We start from the raw sequence: 21714 nt of genomic DNA, 5'->3' as shown, positions 1-21714 counted from the left end.
GACAGAAAGTCCGTTCCGGTGGGTGAGACTGGTCCCACCGTAGATGTATGAGAAGTGAGGTCGGATGATGCGTACGCGTCCGCTGAAGGTGGCGCTGCTGGGCTGTGGGGTTGTCGGCTCAGAGGTGGCGCGCATCATGACGACGCACGCCGACGACCTCACAGCCAGGATCGGCGCCCCGGTGGAGCTCGCCGGGGTCGCCGTCCGTCGCCCCTCCAAGGTGCGTGAGGGAATCGATCCGTCACTGATCACCACCGACGCGACCGCTCTGGTCAAGCGTGGGGACATCGACGTCATCGTCGAGGTGATCGGGGGGATCGAGCCCGCCCGGACGCTGATCACCACCGCCTTCGAGCACGGTGCCTCCGTCGTCTCCGCGAACAAGGCGCTCATCGCCCAGGACGGCGCCGCGCTGCACGCCGCCGCCGTCGAGCACGGGCGGGATCTGTACTACGAGGCCGCCGTCGCCGGGGCCATCCCGCTGATCCGGCCGCTGCGCGAGTCCCTCGCCGGTGACAAGGTCAACCGCGTCCTCGGCATCGTGAACGGAACCACGAACTTCATCCTCGATGCGATGGACACGACGGGGGCGGGCTATCAGGAGGCCCTCGACGAGGCCACCGCGCTGGGGTACGCCGAGGCCGACCCGACCGCCGACGTCGAGGGCTTCGACGCCGCCGCCAAGGCCGCGATCCTCGCCGGCATCGCCTTCCACACGCGCGTGCGCCTCGACGACGTGTACCGCGAGGGCATGACCGAGGTCACCGCCGCCGACTTCGCCTCCGCGAAACGGATGGGCTGCACCATCAAGCTGCTCGCCATCTGTGAGCGCGCGGCCGACGGTGAATCCGTCACCGCGCGCGTGCATCCGGCGATGATTCCGCTCAGCCATCCGCTGGCATCCGTGCGGGGTGCGTACAACGCCGTCTTCGTCGAGGCGGAGGCCGCGGGACAGCTCATGTTCTACGGGCCCGGCGCCGGTGGCTCGCCCACCGCGTCCGCCGTCCTCGGCGACCTCGTCGCCGTCTGCCGCAACAAGCTCGCCGAGGCCACCGGGCCCGGCGACTCCGCGTACACCCAGCTGCCCGTGAGCTCCATGGGCGAGGTCGTCACGCGCTACCACATCAGCCTCGACGTGGCCGACAAGCCGGGCGTCCTCGCCCAGGTCGCGACGGTCTTCGCCGAGCACGGCGTATCGATCGATACGGTCCGTCAGACGGGCAAGGACGGCGAGGCCTCCCTCGTCGTCGTCACCCACCGCGCGCCCGACGCCGCCCTCAGCGGCACCGTCGAGGCGCTGCGCAATCTCGACACCGTGCGTGGTGTCGCCAGCATCATGCGGGTTGAAGGGGAGTAAGCAGCAATGACCCACCAGTGGCGCGGAATCATCGAGGAGTACCGGGACCGTCTTCCGGTATCCGACACCACGCCGGTCGTGACGCTCCGGGAGGGCGGCACGCCGCTCGTGCCGGCACAGGTGCTCTCCGAGCGCACGGGCTGCGAGGTCCACCTCAAGGTCGAGGGCGCCAACCCCACGGGGTCCTTCAAGGACCGCGGCATGACCATGGCGATCACCAAGGCCAAGGAGGAGGGCGCCAAGGCCGTCATCTGCGCCTCCACCGGCAACACCTCGGCGTCCGCGGCGGCCTACGCCGTACGCGCCGGCATGGTCTGCGCGGTCCTCGTGCCGCAGGGCAAGATCGCGCTCGGCAAGATGGGCCAGGCGCTCGTCTACGGCTCGAAGATCCTCCAGGTCGACGGCAACTTCGACGACTGCTTGAACCTCGCTCGAGCCCTGTCGGAGAACTACCCGGTGGCGCTGGTCAATTCGGTGAACCCGTTCCGCATCGAGGGCCAGAAGACCGGCTCGTTCGAGATCGTCGACGCGCTCGGCGACGCGCCGGACATCCACGTCCTTCCCGTCGGCAACGCCGGCAACATCACGGCCTACTGGAAGGGCTACAAGGAGTACGCGGCCGACGCGGTGTCGACCCGTACCCCCAGGATGTGGGGCTTCCAGGCCTCCGGCTCCGCGCCCATCGTGCGCGGCGAGGTCGTCAAGGACCCCTCGACGATCGCCACCGCGATTCGCATCGGCAACCCCGCGTCGTGGCAGCACGCGCTCGCCGCGCGCGACGAGTCCGGCGGCTTCATCGACGAGGTGACGGACCGTGAGATCCTGCGCGCCTACAAGCTGTTGGCGTCCCAGGAGGGTGTCTTCGTGGAGCCCGCGTCGGCCGCGTCGGTCGCCGGCCTCCTGAAGGCCGCCGAGCAGGGCAAGGTCGACAAGGGCCAGAAGATCGTCTGCACGGTGACGGGCAACGGCCTGAAGGACCCGGACTGGGCCGTCGCGGGTGCTCCGCAGCCGGTCACCGTCCCGGTCGACGCGGCCGCCGCGGCCGAACGCCTCGGCCTCGCGTAACCCAGCGGGCCGACGAAACCCGCGACCCTGTACAGGGGGTGGCACAGGGGGCTTACGACACGCATCGTGCGCCTCCTGTGCGCCCTATGTCGCCACAGAACCTTCCTTCGATAGGCTGTACCGACCCGCCCCGCCGCATATGCCGCGGTGCCGCCGTTGTTCGCGGCCTTCGGGTGTTCCGTACATGTGGCACGTACCGAAAATACGCAGCCTCAAAAACACGCAGCTCAAGGAGAGTCATCGAGCGATGGCCGGTCCCGCGTTCCGCGCCGCCGCCGTCCGGGTGCGCGTCCCCGCCACCAGCGCCAACCTCGGTCCGGGCTTCGACGCCCTGGGCCTGTCGCTGGGTCTGTACGACGACGTCGTCGTCCGGGTGGCCGACTCCGGCCTGAACATCGACATCGCCGGCGAGGGCAGTGAAACCCTCCCGCGCGACGAGTCGCATCTGTTGGTGCGTTCCCTGCGCACCGCCTTCGACCTGCTCGGCGGACAGCCGCGCGGCCTCGAGATCGTCTGCGCCAACCGCATCCCGCACGGCCGGGGCCTCGGCTCGTCGTCCGCCGCCATCTGCGCGGGCATCGTCGCCGCCCGCGCCGTGACCATAGGCGGCGAGGCCAGGCTCGACGACGCCGCGCTGCTCGAGCTGGCCACCGAGATCGAGGGCCACCCCGACAACGTCGCCGCCTGTCTGCTCGGCGGCTTCACGCTCTCCTGGATGGACGGGGGCACCGCCCGCGCGATCAGGATGGAGCCCGTCGATTCCATCGTTCCGGTGGTTTTCGTCCCCGGAAAGCCCGTCCTCACCGAGACGGCCCGCGGCCTGCTGCCGCGCACCGTCCCGCACGTCGACGCGGCCGCCAACGCGGGCCGTGCGGCCCTGCTCGTCGAGGCCCTGACCAGGCGCCCCGAGCTGCTGCTGCCCGCCACCGAGGACCGTCTGCACCAGGAGTACCGCTCTCCCGCCATGCCGGAGAGCGCCGCCCTGGTGGAGCGGCTGCGCGCCGACGGCGTGCCCGCGGTGATCTCCGGCGCGGGACCCACGGTCCTCGCGCTGGCCGAAGACAGTGCGGCCGACAAGGTCGCACGACTGGCGGGAGAGGGCTGGGCGGCCAACCGCCTGGAGCTCGACGCCTCCGGAGCGAGCGTGCTGCCGCTCGCGCCCTGACGCAGTGAACGAAGGGATTCGGGGTGTCCCGATCCTGAGAGGGGGAATGTTTGTTGGATCCGGTAGTGTTAATCTCAAGTCTGCACCCGACCTCACCATGGCGAGGTGCTTTGTGTCCCCGTCCGGGACAACCATTCTTCCGGGAGCCTCCCAAACTGCTTCGTGCCCTGCACTGAGCGGTCCTGAGCACGCTCCGGAACCGGCGTGACCGAGCCGGGTGACACCGCACTTCAGTGGCACCGCACCGGGAATCGCCATCACCAATGAATTCTTCCGCCGCGTTGGCGGACCACCGCCCCGGCACGGTCCACAGAATGCAAGGACCGACCGCCGGACAGCACAACCGGTCGCCGAGCCAGACAGGCCGACGTCCGCTCCAGGGAAGGACCCTTCGTGAGCGACACCACCGATCTGATGGGCGTGACTGCCGACACGCCCGCCACGGACGCCTCCGCGGCGCCTGCCACCGGTGCTTCGGCCGGGTCGAGGCGGCGCCGCGGCACCGGCCTCGAGGGCATGGTGCTGGCGGAACTGCAGCAGGTCGCATCGGGCCTTGGGATCAAGGGCACCGGGCGCATGCGCAAGAGCCAGCTGATCGAGGTCATCAAGGAGGCGCAGGCAGGGGGCGGAGCCCCGGCGAAGAGCGCCGCCTCCTCGGGGGACACCACCGAGACCAAGCCCAAGCGCCGTGCCACCTCGAAGGCCCGCACGGGTGAGGACGCCGAGCCCGCCGCCAAGGCGAGCGCCAAGGCCGCGAACGGCAAGTCCGAGGGCAAGGCCGACAAGGCCGCGGCCCAGCAGCAGATCGACATCCCCGGTCAGCCCGCCGGCGCCCGCGCGAGCGAGGGTGAGCGCGGCGGAGAGGACCAGCCGCCGGCCGAGCGCCGCCGGCGCCGGGCCACCGCGGAGGCGGGCAGCCCGGAGACGGTCGCCGCCGAGGCGAAGGGCGACACCTCGGGCGACGCGTCCGACGACAAGGGCGCCAAGGGCGACAAGGGCAACGACGGCTCCGGCGACAACGGCGGCGAGGGCCGTCGCGAGCGCCGTGACCGGCAGGGCCGCGGCCGTGACCGCGACCGCCGCGGCAACAAGGGCGACGACCAGCAGGGCGGCGGCCGTCAGGACCGCCAGGACCGTCAGCAGCAGGGCGGCGGCGGGCGTCAGGACCGGCAGGACCGTCAGCGGGACAACGGCCCGCGGGCCGACGAGGACGGGGACGACTTCGAGGGCGGGCGTCGCGGACGCCGCGGGCGCTACCGCGACCGCCGTGGCCGTCGTGGCCGCGACGAGCAGGGCTTCGGCAACGAGCCGCAGGTCTCCGAGGACGACGTCCTGATCCCCGTCGCGGGCATCCTGGACATCCTCGACAACTACGCGTTCATCCGTACGTCGGGCTACCTCCCCGGTCCCAACGACGTCTACGTCTCGCTGGCCCAGGTCCGCAAGAACGGTCTGCGCAAGGGCGACCACGTCACCGGCGCGGTCCGGCAGCCCAAGGACGGCGAGCGCCGCGAGAAGTTCAACGCGCTCGTCCGCCTGGACTCCCAGAACGGCATGGCGCCCGAATCCGGGCGCGGGCGACCGGAGTTCAACAAGCTGACGCCCCTCTACCCGCAGGACCGGCTCCGTCTGGAGACCGACCCGGGCGTGCTCACCACCCGCATCATCGACCTCGTCGCGCCCATCGGCAAGGGACAGCGCGGTCTGATCGTGGCCCCGCCGAAGACCGGCAAGACCATGATCATGCAGGCGATCGCCAACGCGATCACGCACAACAACCCCGAGTGCCACCTGATGGTCGTCCTGGTCGACGAGCGTCCGGAAGAGGTCACCGACATGCAGCGGTCGGTGAAGGGCGAGGTCATCTCCTCGACCTTCGACCGCCCCGCCGAGGACCACACCACGGTCGCGGAGCTCGCCATCGAGCGCGCCAAGCGCCTCGTGGAGCTGGGTCACGACGTCGTCGTGCTGCTCGACTCGATCACGCGTCTGGGCCGTGCGTACAACCTCGCCGCCCCGGCCTCCGGCCGCATCCTGTCCGGTGGTGTCGACTCGACGGCCCTCTACCCGCCGAAGCGCTTCTTCGGTGCCGCGCGCAACATCGAGGACGGCGGCTCGCTGACCATCCTCGCCACGGCGCTCGTGGACACCGGCTCGCGCATGGACGAGGTCATCTTCGAGGAGTTCAAGGGCACCGGCAACGCCGAGCTCAAGCTCGACCGGAAGCTCGCCGACAAGCGCATCTTCCCGGCGGTGGACGTCGACGCGTCCGGCACCCGCAAGGAAGAGATCCTGCTCGGCTCCGACGAGCTCGCGATCACCTGGAAGCTGCGTCGCGTGCTGCACGCGCTCGACCAGCAGCAGGCGATCGAGCTGCTCCTGGACAAGATGAAGCAGACGAAGTCGAACGCCGAGTTCCTGCTGCAGATCCAGAAGACGACGCCGACGCCGGGCAACGGCAACGACTAGTCGTCCTCAGCAGTCCACAGGGCCGCCCCGTCACAGCTGTGACGGGGCGGCCCTTTTGGTGCGCGATGCGTCGGATGAGAGACCTTGGCCACACACATAAGAGATTCTCACGGTCACGGGCGGTAGTTCTGTGGCGGAAAAAGCCGCAGGTGAGGCCTGAAATCGTAGGGCGGGGGTACACGGTCGGTCACTGGCGGTGTCGGGGGCGCGCACAATGCGCTGTGCAACCCTTCAAGCGGTTTTGCCGTCTGACTAGTGACGACACACCGATCTGACCCTGAAAGCAGGGGGTAGCCGAGCGACGGGACTGAGGAGCGCATGACCGACGAGAGCAGGGCCGCCGACGCGCCGAAGCGCGGCAAGCGGGGCCGCCGCCGCAAGCCGCGCAGTACGCGCAAGAAGGTGCTCGTCGTCACGGCCTGGACCGCCGCGGGTGTGGCCGTCCTCGGAGGCACCGGCCTCGGCTACGTGTACTTCAAGCTCAACGGCAACATCAAGGGCGTCGACATCAACGCCGCTCTCGGCACCGACCGCCCCCTGGACGTCGACAACGGCTCCCAGGACATCCTCGTCCTCGGCTCCGACTCCCGCTCCGGCGACAACGCCAAGTACGGCAAGGACGAGGGCGCCGCCCGCTCGGACACGGCGATGATCGTCCACGTCTACAAGGGCCACAAGAAGGCCAGCGTCGTCTCCATACCCCGCGACACCCTCATATCCAGGCCCGACTGCACCACCGAGGACGGGAAGACCGAGCCCGGCGGGCAGCGGCAGATGTTCAACACGGCGTACGAGGTCGGGGGCCCCGCCTGCGCCGTCAAGACCGTCGAGAAGATGTCCGGCATCCGGATGGACCACTACGTAGAGGTCGACTTCACGGGCTTCAAGAAGCTCATAGACACCCTCGGCGGCGTCGACATCACCACGAAGAAGGCCATCCACGACAAGGACAGCCACCTCGACCTGGACGCCGGCACCCACACCCTGAACGGCGAGCAGGCCCTCGGCCTGGTCCGCACCCGGCACGGCGTCGGCGACGGCAGCGACCTCGGCCGCATCCAGCTCCAGCAGGCCTTCATCAAGGCCCTCCTCGACCAGGTCAAGGACGTCGGCGTCTTCAGCAACCCGAAGAAGCTGTTCGACCTCGCGGACGATGCGACCAGCGCCGTCACCACCGACTCCGACCTGAACGACGTCAAGTCCCTCGCGAGCTTCGCCAACGGCCTCAAGGGCATCGGTGCGGGCGACATGAAGATGGTCACGCTGCCCATCCAGTACGACCCGAACGACCCCAACCGCGTGCTGCCCCTGGAGAAGGCCGACCAGCAGGTCTGGGACGCGCTCCGGGCCGACAAGCCCATCCCCAAGTCCGCCACGGAGAAGTCCGCGGGCGACAAGGGCGACGCGGGTGACGTGGTCTCCAGCCACTGAGCAGGGCGAAGGACCGCCCGGGCCCCGCCAGGAATAGATCGGCCTCCACCCCGGTTTTGGGAGATACGGCCGGTCCTGGCAGACTGGTACGTCGGCCCCGGTTCACGTACGAGCAATCCGCACGTACGACCCGGCGCCCTCCCGAAACTAGGAGACACCTTGAAGCGCGACATCCACCCCGAGTACGTCGAGACGCAGGTCAGCTGCACCTGTGGCGCGTCGTTCACCACCCGCAGCACGATCTCCAGCGGCACCGTCCGTGCCGAGGTCTGCTCCGAGTGCCACCCGTTCTACACGGGCAAGCAGAAGATCCTCGACACCGGTGGCCGTGTGGCCCGCTTCGAGGCCCGCTTCGGCAAGGCCGGCTCCGCCAAGAAGTAGCGAGCCACTGCGCCGGTCGTCGGCCGCCCTCACGAGGGGGTGGCCGGGACCGGCGCTTTTGCCGTCCCGCAGCCAATTTCGCGGAGAACCACCGCGCAGAAGACCAGGAGCCCCCGATGTTCGAGGCGGTCGAGGAACTGATCGGCGAGCACGCCGATCTCGAACGGAAGCTCGCGGACCCGTCGGTCCACGCCGACCAGGCCAACGCGCGCAAGCTCAACAAGCGCTACGCCGAGCTGACCCCGATCGTCGCGACGTACCGCTCCTGGAAGCAGACCGGGGAGGACATCGAGACCGCGCGCGAGCTCGCGGCCGACGACCCGGACTTCGCCGCCGAGGTCAAGGACCTGGAGCGGCAGCGCGATGAGATCACCGAGAAGCTGCGGCTGCTGCTCGTGCCCCGTGACCCGTCCGACGACAAGGACGTCATCCTGGAGATCAAGGCGGGCGCGGGCGGCGACGAGTCCGCCCTGTTCGCCGGCGACCTCCTGCGCATGTACCTGCGGTACGCGGAGCGCATCGGCTGGAAGACCGAGATCATCGACTCTACCGAGTCCGAGCTCGGCGGCTACAAGGACGTCCAGGTCGCCGTGAAGACCAAGGGCGGCCAGGGCGCGACCGAGCCGGGCCAGGGCGTCTGGGCGCGGCTGAAGTACGAGGGCGGCGTGCACCGTGTGCAGCGCGTGCCCTCCACCGAGTCGCAGGGGCGCATCCACACCTCGGCGGCCGGTGTCCTCGTGACGCCCGAGGCCGAGGAGATCGACGTCGAGATCCACGCCAACGACCTGCGCATCGACGTCTACCGCTCGTCGGGCCCCGGCGGCCAGTCCGTCAACACGACCGACTCCGCGGTCCGCATCACGCACCTGCCCACCGGCGTCGTGGCCTCCTGCCAGAACGAGAAGAGCCAGCTCCAGAACAAGGAGCAGGCGATGCGTATTCTGCGCTCCAGGCTCCTCGCCGCGGCCCAGGAAGAGGCGGAGAGCAAGGCCGCGGACGCCCGCCGCAGCCAGGTCCGCACGGTCGACCGCTCCGAGAAGATCCGTACGTACAACTTCCCGGAAAACCGGATCTCGGACCACCGCGTCGGCTTCAAGGCGTACAACTTGGACCAGGTGCTCGACGGTGAACTCGACCCGGTCATCCAGGCCTGCGTCGACGCCGACTCCGCCGCCAAGCTCGCCGCCGCGTAAGCAAACCCGCTCGTACGACCCGTCCCCGGAGGACCAGCGTGAACCTGCTGCTCGCGGAAGTGGCCCAGGCCACCCAGCGGCTGGCCGACGCCGGCGTGCCCTCGCCGCGCAACGACGCGGAGGAGCTCGCCGCCTTCGTGCACGGCGTGAAGCGGGGCGAGCTGCACTCCGTCAAGGACTCCGACTTCGACGCCCGCTACTGGGAGACGGTCGCGCGCCGCGAGGCCCGCGAACCGTTGCAGCACATCACGGGCCGGGCCTTCTTCCGGTACCTGGAGCTGCAGGTCGGCCCCGGTGTCTTCGTGCCGCGTCCGGAGACCGAGTCCGTCGTCGGGTGGGCCATAGACGCCGTCCGCGCGATGGACGTCGTCGAACCGCTCATCGTCGACCTGTGCACCGGTTCGGGCGCCATCGCCCTCGCCATGGCGCAGGAGGTCCCGCGCTCGCGGGTGCACGCCGTGGAGCTGTCCGAGGACGCCCTGAAATGGACGCGGAAGAACGTCGAGGGGTCCAGGGTCGAACTCGTGCGCGGGGACGCCAGGGAGGCCTTTCCCGAGCTCGACGGACAGGTCGACCTCGTGATCTCCAACCCGCCGTACATCCCGCTCACCGAGTGGGAGTACGTCGCCCCTGAAGCCCGTGACTACGACCCCGAGCTCGCCCTCTTCTCCGGCGAGGACGGCCTGGAACTGATCCGCGGCATCGAGCGCACCGCGCACCGGCTGCTTCGGCCCGGGGGAGTGGTCGTCATCGAGCACGCGGACACCCAGGGCGGCCAGGTCCCGTGGATCTTCACCGAGGAACGCGGCTGGGCCGACGCGGCCGACCACCCCGACCTCAACAACCGCCCGCGCTTCGCCACCGCCCGCAAGGCGATGCCGTGACGACGGCCCCGACGGCCCAGTTCATCAGTGTCAGTTTTTCAGTGAGGAGTCCGGACTAATGGCACGGCGATACGACACCAACGACGCGACCGACCGTACGACCGGTCTGCGCGAGGCCGCGTCCGCCGTCCGCCGCGGCGAACTGGTCGTGCTGCCCACCGACACGGTCTACGGCATCGGCGCCGACGCCTTCTCCCCGGAGGCGTGCTCCGACCTGCTGGACGCCAAGGGCCGCGGCCGCAACATGCCCACGCCCGTCCTGATCGGCTCCCCGAACACGCTGCACGGCCTGGTCACCGACTTCTCCGAGATGGCCTGGGAGCTCGTCGACGCGTTCTGGCCGGGCGCCCTGACCCTCATCGCCAAGCAGCAGCCGTCCCTGCAGTGGGACCTCGGCGACACCCGCGGCACCGTCGCCATCCGCATGCCGCTGCACCCCGTCGCCATCGAGCTGCTCACCGAGGTCGGCCCGATGGCCGTCTCCTCGGCCAACCTGACGGGACACCCCGCCCCCGAGGACTGCGACGCCGCGCAGGAGATGCTCGGCGACTCCGTCTCCGTCTACCTGGACGGCGGCCCGACCCCCGGCATCGTCCCGTCGTCGATCGTCGACGTCACGGGCAAGGTGCCGGTGCTGCTCCGCGCGGGCGCACTCGACGCGGACGAGCTGCGCAAGGTGGTACCCGACCTCGAGGTGGCGAATTGACAGCCCCTGAGACGGGGCGTGGCATAGCGGGCTTCCCGGGCTCTGCGGACTCCTTCCGCATCCTCCACGTCAGTACCGGCAACGTGTGCCGCTCACCCATCACCGAGCGGCTGACCAGACATGCCCTGGCCGACCGCCTCGGCGACCCCCTCACCGGCGGTCTGATCGTGGAGAGCGCGGGCACCTGGGGCCACGAGGGCGCCCCCATGGAGACCAACGCCGAGACGGTCCTCGCCGACTTCGGCGCGGACCCCACCGGCTTCATGGGCCGCGAGCTCCTCGACGACCACGTCATCCGCGCCGACCTGGTGCTGACCGCGACCCGCGACCACCGGGCGCAGGTCATCTCCATGGGGCACTCGGCGGGCCTGCGCACGTTCACGCTCAAGGAGTTCACGCGGCTCGTACGGGCCATAGACATGACGACGCTGCCGGACCCGGACGGCGGAGTGGTGGAGCGGGCCCGCGCCCTGGTGCGGGCCGCCGCCGCGCTGCGCGGCTGGCTCCTCGCGCCGAACGTGGAGGCCGACGAGGTGTACGACCCCTACGGGGCGCCCCTGCCGTTCTTCCGGTCGGTGGGCGACGAGATCAACCAGGCCCTCGACCCCGTGGTGACGGCGCTGACCGGGGTGCCCGCGCACATGTAGCGGCCTACATTGGATCTGAGGTCACCCCCGCAAGGCCCCGGAGCCCACGATGTCGCTCAGCACGGTCAGCACCGCACCCACCGCACCCGCCGCCTACACGGACCTCGAAGGGCTGCGCAGGCAGGACCCCGAGCTGGCCGAGGTCCTCGCCGCGGAAGCCGCCCGGCAGGCCGACGCGCTGCAGCTGATCGCCGCAGAGAACTTCACCTCGCCCGCCGTCCTGACCGCGCTCGGCTCGCCGCTGGCAAACAAGTACGCCGAGGGCTATCCGGGTGCGCGCCACCACGGCGGCTGCGAGCTCGTCGACATCGCCGAGCGGATCGCCGTCGACCGCGCCAAGGCCCTGTTCGGCGCCGAGCACGCCAACGTGCAGCCGCACTCCGGCTCGTCCGCCGTCCTCGCCGCGTACGCCGCGCTGCTGCGGCCCGGCGACACGGTCCTGGCGATGGGCCTGCCGTACGGCGGCCACCTCACGCACGGCTCGCCCGCGAACTTCTCCGGCCGGTGGTTCGACTTCGTCGGGTACGGAGTGGACCCCGAGAGCGGCCTCATTGACTACGACCAGGTGCACGCCCTGGCCCGCTCGCACCGCCCCAAGGCCATCGTCTGCGGCTCGATCTCCTACCCGCGCCACATCGAGTACGCGGCCTTCCGCGAGATCGCCGACGACGTGGGCGCGTACCTCATCGCCGACGCCGCGCACCCCATGGGCCTGATCGCCGGGGGAGCGGCGCCGAACCCGGTCCCGCACGCGGACGTCGTCTGCGCCACGACACACAAGGTCCTGCGCGGCCCGCGAGGCGGCCTCCTGCTGTGCGGGGCGGATCTCGCGGAACGGATCGACCGGGCCGTCTTCCCGTTCACGCAGGGCGGCGCCCAGATGCACACGATCGCCGCCAAGGCCGTGGCGTTCGGCGAGGCGGCCACTCCGGCGTTCACGGGGTACGCCCATCAGGTGGTCCGCAACGCACGCGTCCTGGCCGAAGCGCTGGCCGCCGGCGGCTTCGCCGTCACGACCGGAGGCACGGACACCCATCTGATCCTGGCCGATCCGACCCCCATGGGAGTGGACGCCCACACGGCCCGCGGCCGCCTCGCCGCGTCCGGGATCTTCCTCGACGCCTGCGCGCTGCCGCACGGCGACACCCGCGGCCTGCGCCTCGGCACGGCGGCCGTCACGACCCAGGGCATGGGCGCCGCGGAACAGGCGCGCATCGCGGGACTCCTGGTCGAAGCGGTGCGCGAGGACACGAACGTACGAGACGAGGTACGCGAACTGGTGGGAGGATTTCCGCCGTATCCGGCCTAGCCAGGGGCGGTCGGGTCAGAGGGCGACCAAGAGTCGTGCAACCATCGTCGCTACCCGTAAGTCCCCAACCGTATGCGCGCAAAGCTAGGGTGTGGGGCTGAGATGGCCAGCGAGACCTGTGGGGAAGCCCGTGCGTGAATACCTCCTGACGCTCTGCATCACGGCCGCGGTGACCTACCTGCTGACCGGCCCGGTGCGGAAGTTCGCGATCGTGGCCGGCGCCATGCCGGAGATCCGCGCTCGTGACGTGCACCGGGAGCCCACACCGCGGCTCGGCGGTATCGCGATGTTCTTCGGTCTGTGCGCGGGGCTCCTCGTCGCCGACCACCTGCCGAACCTCAACGCGGTCTTCGAGAACTCCAACGAACCGCGCGCGCTGCTCTCCGGCGCGGCACTGATCTGGCTGATCGGCGTCCTGGACGACAAGTTCGAGATCGACGCGCTGATCAAGCTCGGCGCCCAGATGATCGCCGCGGGCGTGATGGTCATGCAGGGTCTGACGATCCTGTGGATCCCGGTACCCGGCGTCGGCACGGTCTCGCTCACGTCCGGCCAGGGCACGCTGCTCACGGTGGCGCTCGTGGTGATCACCATCAACGCGGTCAACTTCGTCGACGGCCTCGACGGTCTCGCCGCGGGCATGGTGTGCATCGCGTCGGCCGCGTCCTTCATGTACGCCTACCGGATCTGGTACGGCTACGGCATCGAGGCCGCCGCGCCCGCCACGCTCTTCGCGGCGATCCTCATGGGCATGTGCCTCGGCTTCCTGCCGCACAACATGCACCCCGCCCGGATCTTCATGGGCGACTCCGGCTCGATGCTCATCGGGCTCATCCTCGCGGCGGGTGCGATCTCCGTCACCGGTCAGGTCGACCCGGACACGATGAAGCTGAACTTCGGCACCGGACGTGACGCGACGCACGCGATGCTTCCCGTCTTCATCCCGCTCCTGATGCCGCTCACGATCATCGCGATCCCCTTCGCGGACCTGGTCCTCGCGATCGTCCGGCGCACCTGGAACGGCAAGTCGCCCTTCGCCGCCGACCGCGGCCACCTCCACCACCGGCTCCTGGAGATCGGCCACTCGCACAGCCGCGCGGTGCTGATCATGTACTTCTGGTCGGCGCTCATCGCCTTCGGCACCGTCGCGTACTCGGTCCACTCGACGAGCATGTGGATCCTGCTGCTGATCGTCGCGCTCAGCGCGCTCGGCCTCGTCCTGCTCCTGCTGCCGCGCTTCACCCCGCGCACGCCGCGGTGGGCCGAGGCCTTCGTGCCGCCGCGCTACCGTCGCCGCCGTGCCGCTGCCGCCGCGGAACTCGCCGCGCGGGACGCGACGCCGACGGAAGAGGAAGCTCCGGTGCCCGCGGGCGTCAACGGAGCGACCGCGATCGGCGCCCGTTCGCGCTTCGAGGAGCGGCGAGAGGCCGAGTCGTCGCGTTGACGCGCGACGGCAAACTGCCCCATTACCAGACAACTTGACCCTCGGTGTGCACAGACGCGCAGACTCACTCTCATGTGTGACAGTCGGCACACCTAACAGGTAAAGACCTCATCAAATAGTTTGTGATACGGTTCACGAGATCCCGGGATAGAGCCGAAGGACCGTAGTGCGACGGTCCATTGGCCCGAGGGACCCTCTCGACCCGGGTCTACGCTCGTCCATGACGACACCCTGCCCCCATCAGTAAGCGGAGCTGCCGCCATGCCGTCTCAAGACGCCCGAAATCTCCTTCAGTCCGCCGTGCCCACGGCTGCCGTCGGCGCGATCGTCGCCGCGGTCAGCGGTGTCGTTGCCGGTGGCAAGGGGGCGATCGGAGCGGTCGTCGGCACAGTGGTTGTCATTGCCTTCATGGGGCTCGGTCTGTTCGTCCTGCAGAAGACGGCGAAATCGCTTCCACAGCTTTTTCAGGCGATGGGCATGATGCTCTACGTCGCCCAACTCTTGCTGCTCCTCGTCTTCATGGGTCTGTTCAAGGACACCACGCTCTTCAATCCGAGGGCCTTCGCCGCCGCGCTCGTCGCGGCGACCATCGTGTGGATGGCCGCACAGGCGCGTGCGCACATGAAGGCGAAGATCCTTTACGTCGAACCCGACTCCGAAAGCGACTCCTCCAAGAAGGACAAGCCGGAGAAGTCGGGGTCGTCGACGTGAAGGGTAGGGGCGGGATAAATGGCCGTTCGAGATGCTGCTATCGTCCGGTGCCAACTGCGGCACTGCGGGCGCGGGCATCTGAGCTGACGCCTGCACAATCGCGAGGCTCGATGCCTGAATGCCGCTCACACTTCCGAAACACCAGTCCGGTGCCGACCCGCGGCCGCGCGCCGCGCCGACACGACAACGAGGTTGCCGTACCTATGCGTCACGCCGAAGGAGCCCGCGGTGAGTGCTGACCAAACTGAGCTCGCCTTTGACTGGAGCTGTCGGATCATGTCCGACAACGGCTGTGGCTTCCCGGCTCCGGGCCTGCACTCGTTCCTCTTCAAGCCGATGTTCACCGTCGGCGGGTTCGAGTTCAACAAGGTCATGCTGCTCGCCCTGATGACCACGCTCGTCGTCGTCACCTTCTTCTACGTGGCGTTCGGCAAGGCCAAGTTGGTCCCGGGCAAGCTGCAGATGATGGGCGAGGCCGGCTACGACTTCGTACGCCGCGGGATCGTCTACGAGACGATGGGCAAGAAGGACGGCGAGAAGTACGTCCCGCTCATGGTCTCGCTGTTCTTCTTCATCTGGATCATGAACATCTGGTCCGTGATCCCGCTGACCCAGTTCCCGGTCTCGTCGATCATCGCCTACCCGGCGGTGCTCGCGGCGGTCGTCTATCTGGTCTGGGTGCCCCTCACCTTCAAGAAGCACGGCTTCGTGGGCGGCTGGAAGAACATCACCGGTTTCGACAACTCGCTCGGCCCGATCAAGTGGCTCGTGTCGTTCATCGAGTTCTTCTCGAACCTGCTGGTGCGCCCCTTCACGCACGCCGTGCGACTCTTCGCCAACATGTTCGCCGGTCACCTGATGCTGGTGATGTTCACCGTCGCCTCCTGGTACCTGCTGAACAGCTGGATGATTCCGGCCGCCGGTGTCTCCTTCGTGATGACCATGGCGATGATCCTCTTCGAGCTTTTCGTGCAGGCCGTCCAGGCGTACGTCTTCGTACTCCTTGCCTGCTCGTACATCCAGGGCGCTCTGGCCGAGCACCACTGATCGCCCTACGCAACCCCCTAAGCGCCCGGTGGCCAACCCCCACCGGTCCATGAAAGAGAAGGAAGTAACGGCATGTCCGCGACTCTCGAGCTCGCCGCCCTCCAGGGTGACATCAAGGCCCTCGGCTCCATCGGCTACGGCCTCGCGGCCATCGGCCCCGGCATCGGTGTCGGCATTGTCTTCGGTAAGGGCACCGAGGCTCTCGCCCGTCAGCCCGAAGCTGCCGGCCTGATCCGTGCCAACCAGATCCTCGGTTTCGCCTTCTGTGAGGCGCTCGCCCTCATCGGCATCGTCATGCCGTTCGTCTACGGCTCCTGATCGCCCGAGACGATTAGTCCCGTTCGACGAAAGGCAATGATGTGATCGCCAACCTGGTACAGCTGGCGGCCGAGCACGCGGAGGAGCAGAACCCGCTCATTCCGCCCGGTCCCGAGCTGCTCGTCGGCGCCATCGCCTTCGCCATCGTCTTCTTCTTCTTCTGGAAGAAGCTCCTCCCGAACATCAACAAGGTTCTGGAAGAGCGCCGGGAGGCGATCGAAGGCGGTATCGAGAAGGCCGAGGCCGCTCAGACCGAGGCCCAGAGCGTTCTTGAGCAGTACAAGGCTCAGCTCGCCGAGGCCCGGCACGAGGCCGCGCGTCTGCGCCAGGAGGCGCAGGAGCAGGGCGCCACGCTCATCGCCGAGATGCGGGCCGAGGGCCAGCGTCAGCGCGAGGAGATCGTCGCCGCCGGTCACGCGCAGATCGAGGCCGACCGCAAGGCCGCCGCGCAGTCGCTGCGTCAGGACGTGGGCCAGCTGGCCACCGACCTGGCCGGCAAGCTCGTCGGCGAGTCCCTCGAGGACCACGCCCGGCAGAGCCGCACGATCGACCGCTTCCTCGACGAGCTCGAGGAGAAGGCCGAGGCCGCTCGATGACAGCGCACGGAGCTAGCCGCGAGGCCCTGGCCGCCGCGCGCGAGCGCCTCGACGCGCTGACGGACAGCACCTCGGTCGACCCGAAGCAGCTCGCCGACGAGCTCGCCGCGGTCACCGCGCTGTTCAGCCGTGAGGTCTCGCTGCGTCGGGTCCTGACCGACCCGGCGCAGTCGGGCGAGGCCAAGGCCGAGCTCGCGGGACGCCTGCTCTCCGGACAGGTGGGCGGCGCGACCGCCGACCTGGTGGCCGGCATGGTGCGCTCGCGCTGGTCGCAGTCGCGTGACCTCGTGGACGCCCTCGAGGAGCTCGCCGACCTCGCCGACCTGACCGGTGCGCAGAAGTCCGGCGCCCTGGACAACGTCGAGGACGAGCTCTTCCGGTTCAGCCGGATCGTCTCGTCCAACACCGCACTGCGTGCCGCGCTGACCGACCGCGCCGCGACCGGCACGGCCAAGAGCGAGCTGCTGCGCAGCCTGCTCGGCGGCCGCGCCGAGGACGTCACGGAGCGTCTCGTCGAGCGCCTGGTGACCGCGCCGCGTGGACGTAGCCTGGAAGAGGGCATCGTGTCCCTCTCCAAGCTGGCCGCCGACCGCCGCAACCGGATGGTCGCCGTCGTCACTTCCGCCGTTCCGCTCTCGGACCGGCAGAAGGAGCGTCTCGGCGCCGCCCTGGCCAAGGTGTACGGACGTCCGATGCACCTGAACCTCGACGTGGACCCCACGGTCCTCGGCGGGATCACGGTCCAGGTGGGCGACGAGGTCATCAACGGCTCCATCGCGGACCGCATCGAGGAAGCCGGCCGCCGCGTGGCCGGCCAGTAAAGCAACAAAGCACGACCTACGGCCCTAGTTGGGCCGTGCAGAGGATTCCTGGGGGCTGACCCCAGACCCCCCAAGAAAACTTCGGGCCCAACAAGGAGAGCAGGGAACCCAGATGGCGGAGCTCACGATCCGGCCGGAGGAGATCCGGGACGCGCTGGAGAACTTTGTCCAGGCGTACAAGCCGGACGCGGCCTCGCGCGAGGAGGTCGGTACGGTCACCCTTGCCGGCGACGGCATCGCGAAGGTCGAGGGCCTGCCCTCGGCCATGGCCAACGAGCTGCTGAAGTTCGAGGACGGGACCCTCGGTCTCGCGCTGAACCTGGAAGAGCGCGAGATCGGTTCGATCGTCCTCGGTGAGTTCAGCGGTATCGAGGAAGGCCAGTCGGTCACCCGTACCGGCGAGGTGCTGTCGGTCGCCGTGGGCGAGGGCTACCTCGGCCGCGTCGTCGACCCGCTCGGCAACCCGATCGACGGCCTCGGCGAGATCGAGACCAGCGGACGTCGCGCCCTCGAGCTGCAGGCCCCCACGGTCATGCAGCGCAAGTCGGTGCACGAGCCGATGGAGACCGGCTACAAGGCCGTCGACGCGATGACCCCGATCGGCCGCGGCCAGCGTCAGCTGATCATTGGTGACCGCCAGACCGGCAAGACCGCCCTGGCCGTCGACACGATCATCAACCAGCGCGACAACTGGCGCACCGGCGACGTGAACAAGCAGGTGCGCTGCATCTACGTCGCCATCGGTCAGAAGGGCTCCACCATCGCCTCCGTGCGCGGTGCCCTCGAAGAGGCCGGCGCGCTGGAGTACACGACCATCGTCGCCGCCCCGGCGTCCGACCCGGCGGGCTTCAAGTACCTGGCGCCCTACACCGGCTCGGCCATCGGCCAGCAGTGGATGTACGAGGGCAAGCACGTCCTCATCATCTTCGACGACCTCTCGAAGCAGGCCGACGCCTACCGCGCCGTGTCCCTGCTGCTCCGCCGCCCGCCGGGGCGCGAGGCCTACCCGGGTGACGTCTTCTACGTCCACTCGCGTCTGCTCGAGCGCTGCGCGAAGCTCTCGGACGAGCTGGGCAAGGGCTCGATGACGGGTCTGCCGATCGTCGAGACGAAGGCGAACGACGTGTCGGCGTTCATCCCGACCAACGTCATCTCCATCACCGACGGCCAGTGCTTCCTGGAGTCGGACCTCTTCAACGCCGGTCAGCGCCCCGCGCTGAACGTCGGTATCTCCGTCTCCCGTGTCGGTGGTTCCGCCCAGCACAAGGCGATGAAGCAGGTCTCGGGTCGTCTCCGCGTGGACCTCGCCCAGTTCCGTGAGCTCGAGGCGTTCGCCGCCTTCGGTTCCGACCTGGACGCCGCGTCGAAGGCCCAGCTCGAGCGCGGCCAGCGCATGGTCGAGCTGCTCAAGCAGCCGCAGTACGAGCCGATGGCGACCGAGAACCAGGTCGTGTCCGTGTGGGCCGGTACCACCGGTCGCATGGACGACGTGCCGGTCGTCGACATCCGCCGCTTCGAGAGCGAGCTCCTCTCGTACCTGCACCAGAGCGAGAAGGGCCTCATGACCTCCATCAAGGAGGGCGGCAAGATGTCGGACGACACCCTGCAGGCCGTCGGCGACGCCATCGAGAAGTTCAAGAAGCAGTTCAAGACCTCGGACGGGAAGCTTCTCGGCGAGGACGCCCCCGCCGCTGCCAAGTGACGTAAGGAAGGGACCTGACTCATGGGAGCCCAGCTCCGGGTCTACAAGCGTCGCATCCGATCCGTCACCGCGACCAAGAAGATCACCAAGGCGATGGAGATGATCGCCGCCTCGCGTGTCGTCAAGGCGCAGCGCAAGGTGGCGGCCTCCACGCCGTACGCGACCGAGCTCACCCGGGCGGTCACGGCGGTCGGCACTGGTTCGAACACGAAGCACCCGCTGACCACCGAGGCGGAGACGGCGACCCGTACCGCGGTTCTGCTCCTCACGAGCGACCGCGGACTGGCCGGCGCCTTCAACTCCAACGCCATCAAGGCGGCGGAGCGGCTCACCGAGCGCCTCGAGGCCGAGGGCAAGGAGGTCGACACGTACATCGTCGGCCGCCGTGGTCTGGCCCACTACAACTTCCGCGAGCGCAAGGTCGTGGAATCGTGGTCGGGCTTCACCGATGAGCCCACGTACGCGGACGCCAAGAAGGTCGCGGTGCCGCTGATCGAGGCCATCGAGAAGGAGACGGCGGAGGGCGGCGTGGACGAGCTCCACATCGTCTACACCGAGTTCGTCTCGATGATGACGCAGACGGCCATCGACGGTCGACTGCTGCCGCTCAGCCTCGAAGAGGTGGCGGAGGAGTCGAAGTCCGGCAAGGACGAGCTCCTGCCGCTGTACGACTTCGAGCCGTCGGCGGAGGACGTCCTCGACGCCCTGCTGCCGCGGTACGTCGAGAGCCGTATCTACAACGCGATGCTCCAGTCGGCTGCCTCCAAGCACGCCGCCACGCGCCGCGCGATGAAGTCGGCGACCGACAACGCCGGGGATCTGATCAACAGCCTCTCCCGGCTTGCCAACGCGGCCCGCCAGGCCGAAATCACCCAGGAAATCAGCGAGATCGTCGGCGGCACAGCAGCCCTGGCCGACGCGACCGCGGGGAGTGACAAGTAATGACGACCACTGTTGAGACGGCCGTTGCCACGGGCCGCGTCGCCCGGGTCATCGGCCCGGTCGTCGACGTGGAGTTCCCCGTCGACGCGATGCCGGAGATCTACAACGCCCTGCACGTCCAGGTCGACGACCCGGCCACCGAGGGCGCGAAGAAGACGCTGACCCTTGAGGTCGCCCAGCACCTGGGTGACGGCGTGGTCCGCGCGATCTCGATGCAGCCCACCGACGGCCTGGTCCGCCAGGCCCCGGTCACCGACACCGGCAAGGGCATCTCGGTGCCGGTCGGTGACGTGACCAAGGGCCGTGTGTTCAACACCCTCGGTGAGGTGCTGAACGACGACCCGTCCTCGGTCGCCGAGGCCGAGCGCTGGACGATCCACCGCAAGGCCCCGGCCTTCGACCAGCTCGAGTCCAAGACCGAGATGTTCGAGACCGGCCTGAAGGTCGTCGACCTTCTCACCCCGTACGTCAAGGGTGGAAAGATCGGTCTGTTCGGTGGTGCCGGTGTCGGCAAGACCGTTCTGATCCAGGAAATGATCGTCCGTGTGGCCAAGCTGCACGACGGTGTCTCCGTCTTCGCCGGTGTCGGCGAGCGCACCCGTGAGGGCAACGACCTCATGGTCGAGATGGAGGAAGCCGGCGTTCTGGACAAGACCGCGCTGGTCTTCGGCCAGATGGACGAGCCGCCGGGCACGCGTCTCCGTGTCGCCCTGGCCGGTCTGACCATGGCGGAGTACTTCCGCGATGTGCAGAAGCAGGACGTGCTGTTCTTCATCGACAACATCTTCCGCTTCACGCAGGCCGGTTCCGAGGTCTCGACCCTGCTCGGCCGCATGCCCTCCGCGGTGGGTTACCAGCCGAACCTGGCCGACGAGATGGGTCTCCTCCAAGAGCGCATCACGTCGACCCGTGGTCACTCGATCACCTCGATGCAGGCGATCTACGTCCCCGCGGACGACCTGACCGACCCGGCCCCGGCCACCACGTTCGCCCACCTCGACGCGACGACGGTGCTCTCCCGTCCGATCTCGGAGAAGGGCATCTACCCGGCCGTGGACCCGCTGGACTCCACGTCCCGCATCCTGGACCCGCGCTACATCGCGCAGGACCACTACAACTGCGCCATGCGCGTCAAGGGGATCCTCCAGAAGTACAAGGACCTCCAGGACATCATCGCGATCCTCGGTATCGACGAGCTCAGCGAGGAAGACAAGCTCGTCGTCGCCCGTGCCCGTCGCGTGGAGCGCTTCCTGTCGCAGAACACCCACGCCGCCAAGCAGTTCACCGGCGTGGACGGCTCGGACGTGTCCCTCGAGGAGTCGATCGCGGCGTTCAACGCGATCTGCGACGGCGAGTACGACCACTTCCCCGAGCAGGCCTTCTTCATGTGCGGTGGTCTCGAGGACCTCAAGAAGAACGCCAAGGAGCTCGGCGTCTCCTGAGCTCGGTAGCTCGATCCGGAGAGGGGCGGGTCCACCCCGCGCAGGGGCCGTGTCCCGCCCCTCTTCGTACGCCCACTAGAATTT

General features: G+C 68.8%; 20 protein-coding genes. All 20 read left to right on the top strand.

Annotation, left to right across the window (positions count from 1 at the left end):
- The first annotated feature begins 64 nt into the window (after positions 1–64).
- The 20 genes from DEJ48_RS12440 (at position 65) to atpD (ending at position 21630) form a co-directional block, all read left to right on the top strand.
- Complete coding sequence (locus DEJ48_RS12440; protein ID WP_190329442.1) at positions 65–1357, top strand: homoserine dehydrogenase; 1293 nt, start codon at positions 65–67, stop codon at positions 1355–1357.
- A 6-nt stretch (positions 1358–1363) separates the two neighbouring features.
- On the top strand, positions 1364–2422 hold the full coding sequence (thrC, locus tag DEJ48_RS12435; protein ID WP_150216189.1) for a threonine synthase: 1059 nt from the start codon (positions 1364–1366) through the stop codon (positions 2420–2422).
- Positions 2423–2669: 247 nt separating this feature from the next.
- Positions 2670–3587: a homoserine kinase gene (thrB, locus tag DEJ48_RS12430; RefSeq protein WP_150186226.1), complete on the top strand. Its 918-nt coding sequence runs from the start codon at positions 2670–2672 to the stop codon at positions 3585–3587.
- Positions 3588–3980: 393 nt separating this feature from the next.
- Complete coding sequence (rho, locus tag DEJ48_RS12425) at positions 3981–6056, top strand: transcription termination factor Rho (RefSeq protein ID WP_150216188.1); 2076 nt, start codon at positions 3981–3983, stop codon at positions 6054–6056.
- 318 nt (positions 6057–6374) lie between these two features.
- Positions 6375–7487 (top strand): LCP family protein, encoded by a 1113-nt coding sequence (locus DEJ48_RS12420; protein WP_150216187.1) that lies wholly within the window; start codon positions 6375–6377, stop codon positions 7485–7487.
- Between the two features lie 159 nt (positions 7488–7646).
- Positions 7647–7868 carry a 50S ribosomal protein L31 gene (gene rpmE / locus DEJ48_RS12415; RefSeq protein ID WP_055564417.1) on the top strand — a complete coding sequence of 74 codons (222 nt, stop codon included), beginning with the start codon at positions 7647–7649 and terminating at the stop codon, positions 7866–7868.
- Between the two features lie 116 nt (positions 7869–7984).
- The gene (gene prfA / locus DEJ48_RS12410) at positions 7985–9061 is read left to right on the top strand and encodes a peptide chain release factor 1 (RefSeq protein ID WP_150216186.1); all 1077 of its coding nucleotides are present in this window, start codon (positions 7985–7987) and stop codon (positions 9059–9061) included.
- A 38-nt stretch (positions 9062–9099) separates the two neighbouring features.
- Positions 9100–9945, top strand: coding sequence for a peptide chain release factor N(5)-glutamine methyltransferase (gene prmC, locus DEJ48_RS12405; protein WP_150186230.1), 846 nt, complete (start codon positions 9100–9102; stop codon positions 9943–9945).
- 58 nt (positions 9946–10003) lie between these two features.
- Complete coding sequence (locus DEJ48_RS12400) at positions 10004–10651, top strand: L-threonylcarbamoyladenylate synthase (RefSeq protein WP_150216185.1); 648 nt, start codon at positions 10004–10006, stop codon at positions 10649–10651.
- A complete protein-coding gene (locus DEJ48_RS12395; RefSeq protein WP_150186231.1) occupies positions 10648–11298 on the top strand; it encodes a protein-tyrosine-phosphatase in 651 nt (216 codons plus the stop codon). The genes DEJ48_RS12400 and DEJ48_RS12395 overlap by 4 nt, the downstream gene beginning before the upstream one ends.
- A 49-nt stretch (positions 11299–11347) precedes the next feature.
- Complete coding sequence (glyA, locus tag DEJ48_RS12390; RefSeq protein WP_150216184.1) at positions 11348–12607, top strand: serine hydroxymethyltransferase; 1260 nt, start codon at positions 11348–11350, stop codon at positions 12605–12607.
- 130 nt (positions 12608–12737) lie between these two features.
- Entirely contained in the window at positions 12738–14051 is a 1314-nt protein-coding gene (locus DEJ48_RS12385; RefSeq protein WP_150216183.1) for an MraY family glycosyltransferase, read from the top strand.
- Between the two features lie 261 nt (positions 14052–14312).
- Positions 14313–14762 (top strand): hypothetical protein, encoded by a 450-nt coding sequence (locus tag DEJ48_RS12380; protein ID WP_150216182.1) that lies wholly within the window; start codon positions 14313–14315, stop codon positions 14760–14762.
- Between the two features lie 276 nt (positions 14763–15038).
- Complete coding sequence (gene atpB, locus DEJ48_RS12375) at positions 15039–15809, top strand: F0F1 ATP synthase subunit A (protein WP_150221139.1); 771 nt, start codon at positions 15039–15041, stop codon at positions 15807–15809.
- Positions 15810–15881: 72 nt separating this feature from the next.
- The gene (gene atpE, locus DEJ48_RS12370; protein WP_016643250.1) at positions 15882–16127 is read left to right on the top strand and encodes an ATP synthase F0 subunit C; all 246 of its coding nucleotides are present in this window, start codon (positions 15882–15884) and stop codon (positions 16125–16127) included.
- Positions 16128–16168: 41 nt separating this feature from the next.
- Positions 16169–16723: a F0F1 ATP synthase subunit B gene (locus DEJ48_RS12365; RefSeq protein WP_150216181.1), complete on the top strand. Its 555-nt coding sequence runs from the start codon at positions 16169–16171 to the stop codon at positions 16721–16723.
- The gene (locus DEJ48_RS12360; RefSeq protein ID WP_150216180.1) at positions 16720–17544 is read left to right on the top strand and encodes a F0F1 ATP synthase subunit delta; all 825 of its coding nucleotides are present in this window, start codon (positions 16720–16722) and stop codon (positions 17542–17544) included. Before DEJ48_RS12365 ends, DEJ48_RS12360 begins: the two co-directional genes overlap by 4 nt.
- A gap of 112 nt (positions 17545–17656) precedes the next feature.
- Entirely contained in the window at positions 17657–19246 is a 1590-nt protein-coding gene (gene atpA / locus DEJ48_RS12355; protein ID WP_150216179.1) for a F0F1 ATP synthase subunit alpha, read from the top strand.
- Positions 19247–19267: 21 nt separating this feature from the next.
- Positions 19268–20188: a F0F1 ATP synthase subunit gamma gene (locus tag DEJ48_RS12350; protein WP_150216178.1), complete on the top strand. Its 921-nt coding sequence runs from the start codon at positions 19268–19270 to the stop codon at positions 20186–20188.
- Positions 20188–21630 (top strand): F0F1 ATP synthase subunit beta, encoded by a 1443-nt coding sequence (atpD, locus tag DEJ48_RS12345; protein WP_150216177.1) that lies wholly within the window; start codon positions 20188–20190, stop codon positions 21628–21630. The genes DEJ48_RS12350 and atpD overlap by 1 nt, the downstream gene beginning before the upstream one ends.
- Positions 21631–21714: the final 84 nt, after the last annotated feature.

Source organism: Streptomyces venezuelae (genome assembly GCF_008642315.1).
Taxonomy (GTDB): domain Bacteria; phylum Actinomycetota; class Actinomycetes; order Streptomycetales; family Streptomycetaceae; genus Streptomyces; species Streptomyces venezuelae_D.
This window is presented reverse-complemented; position numbering and strand designations above follow the sequence as displayed.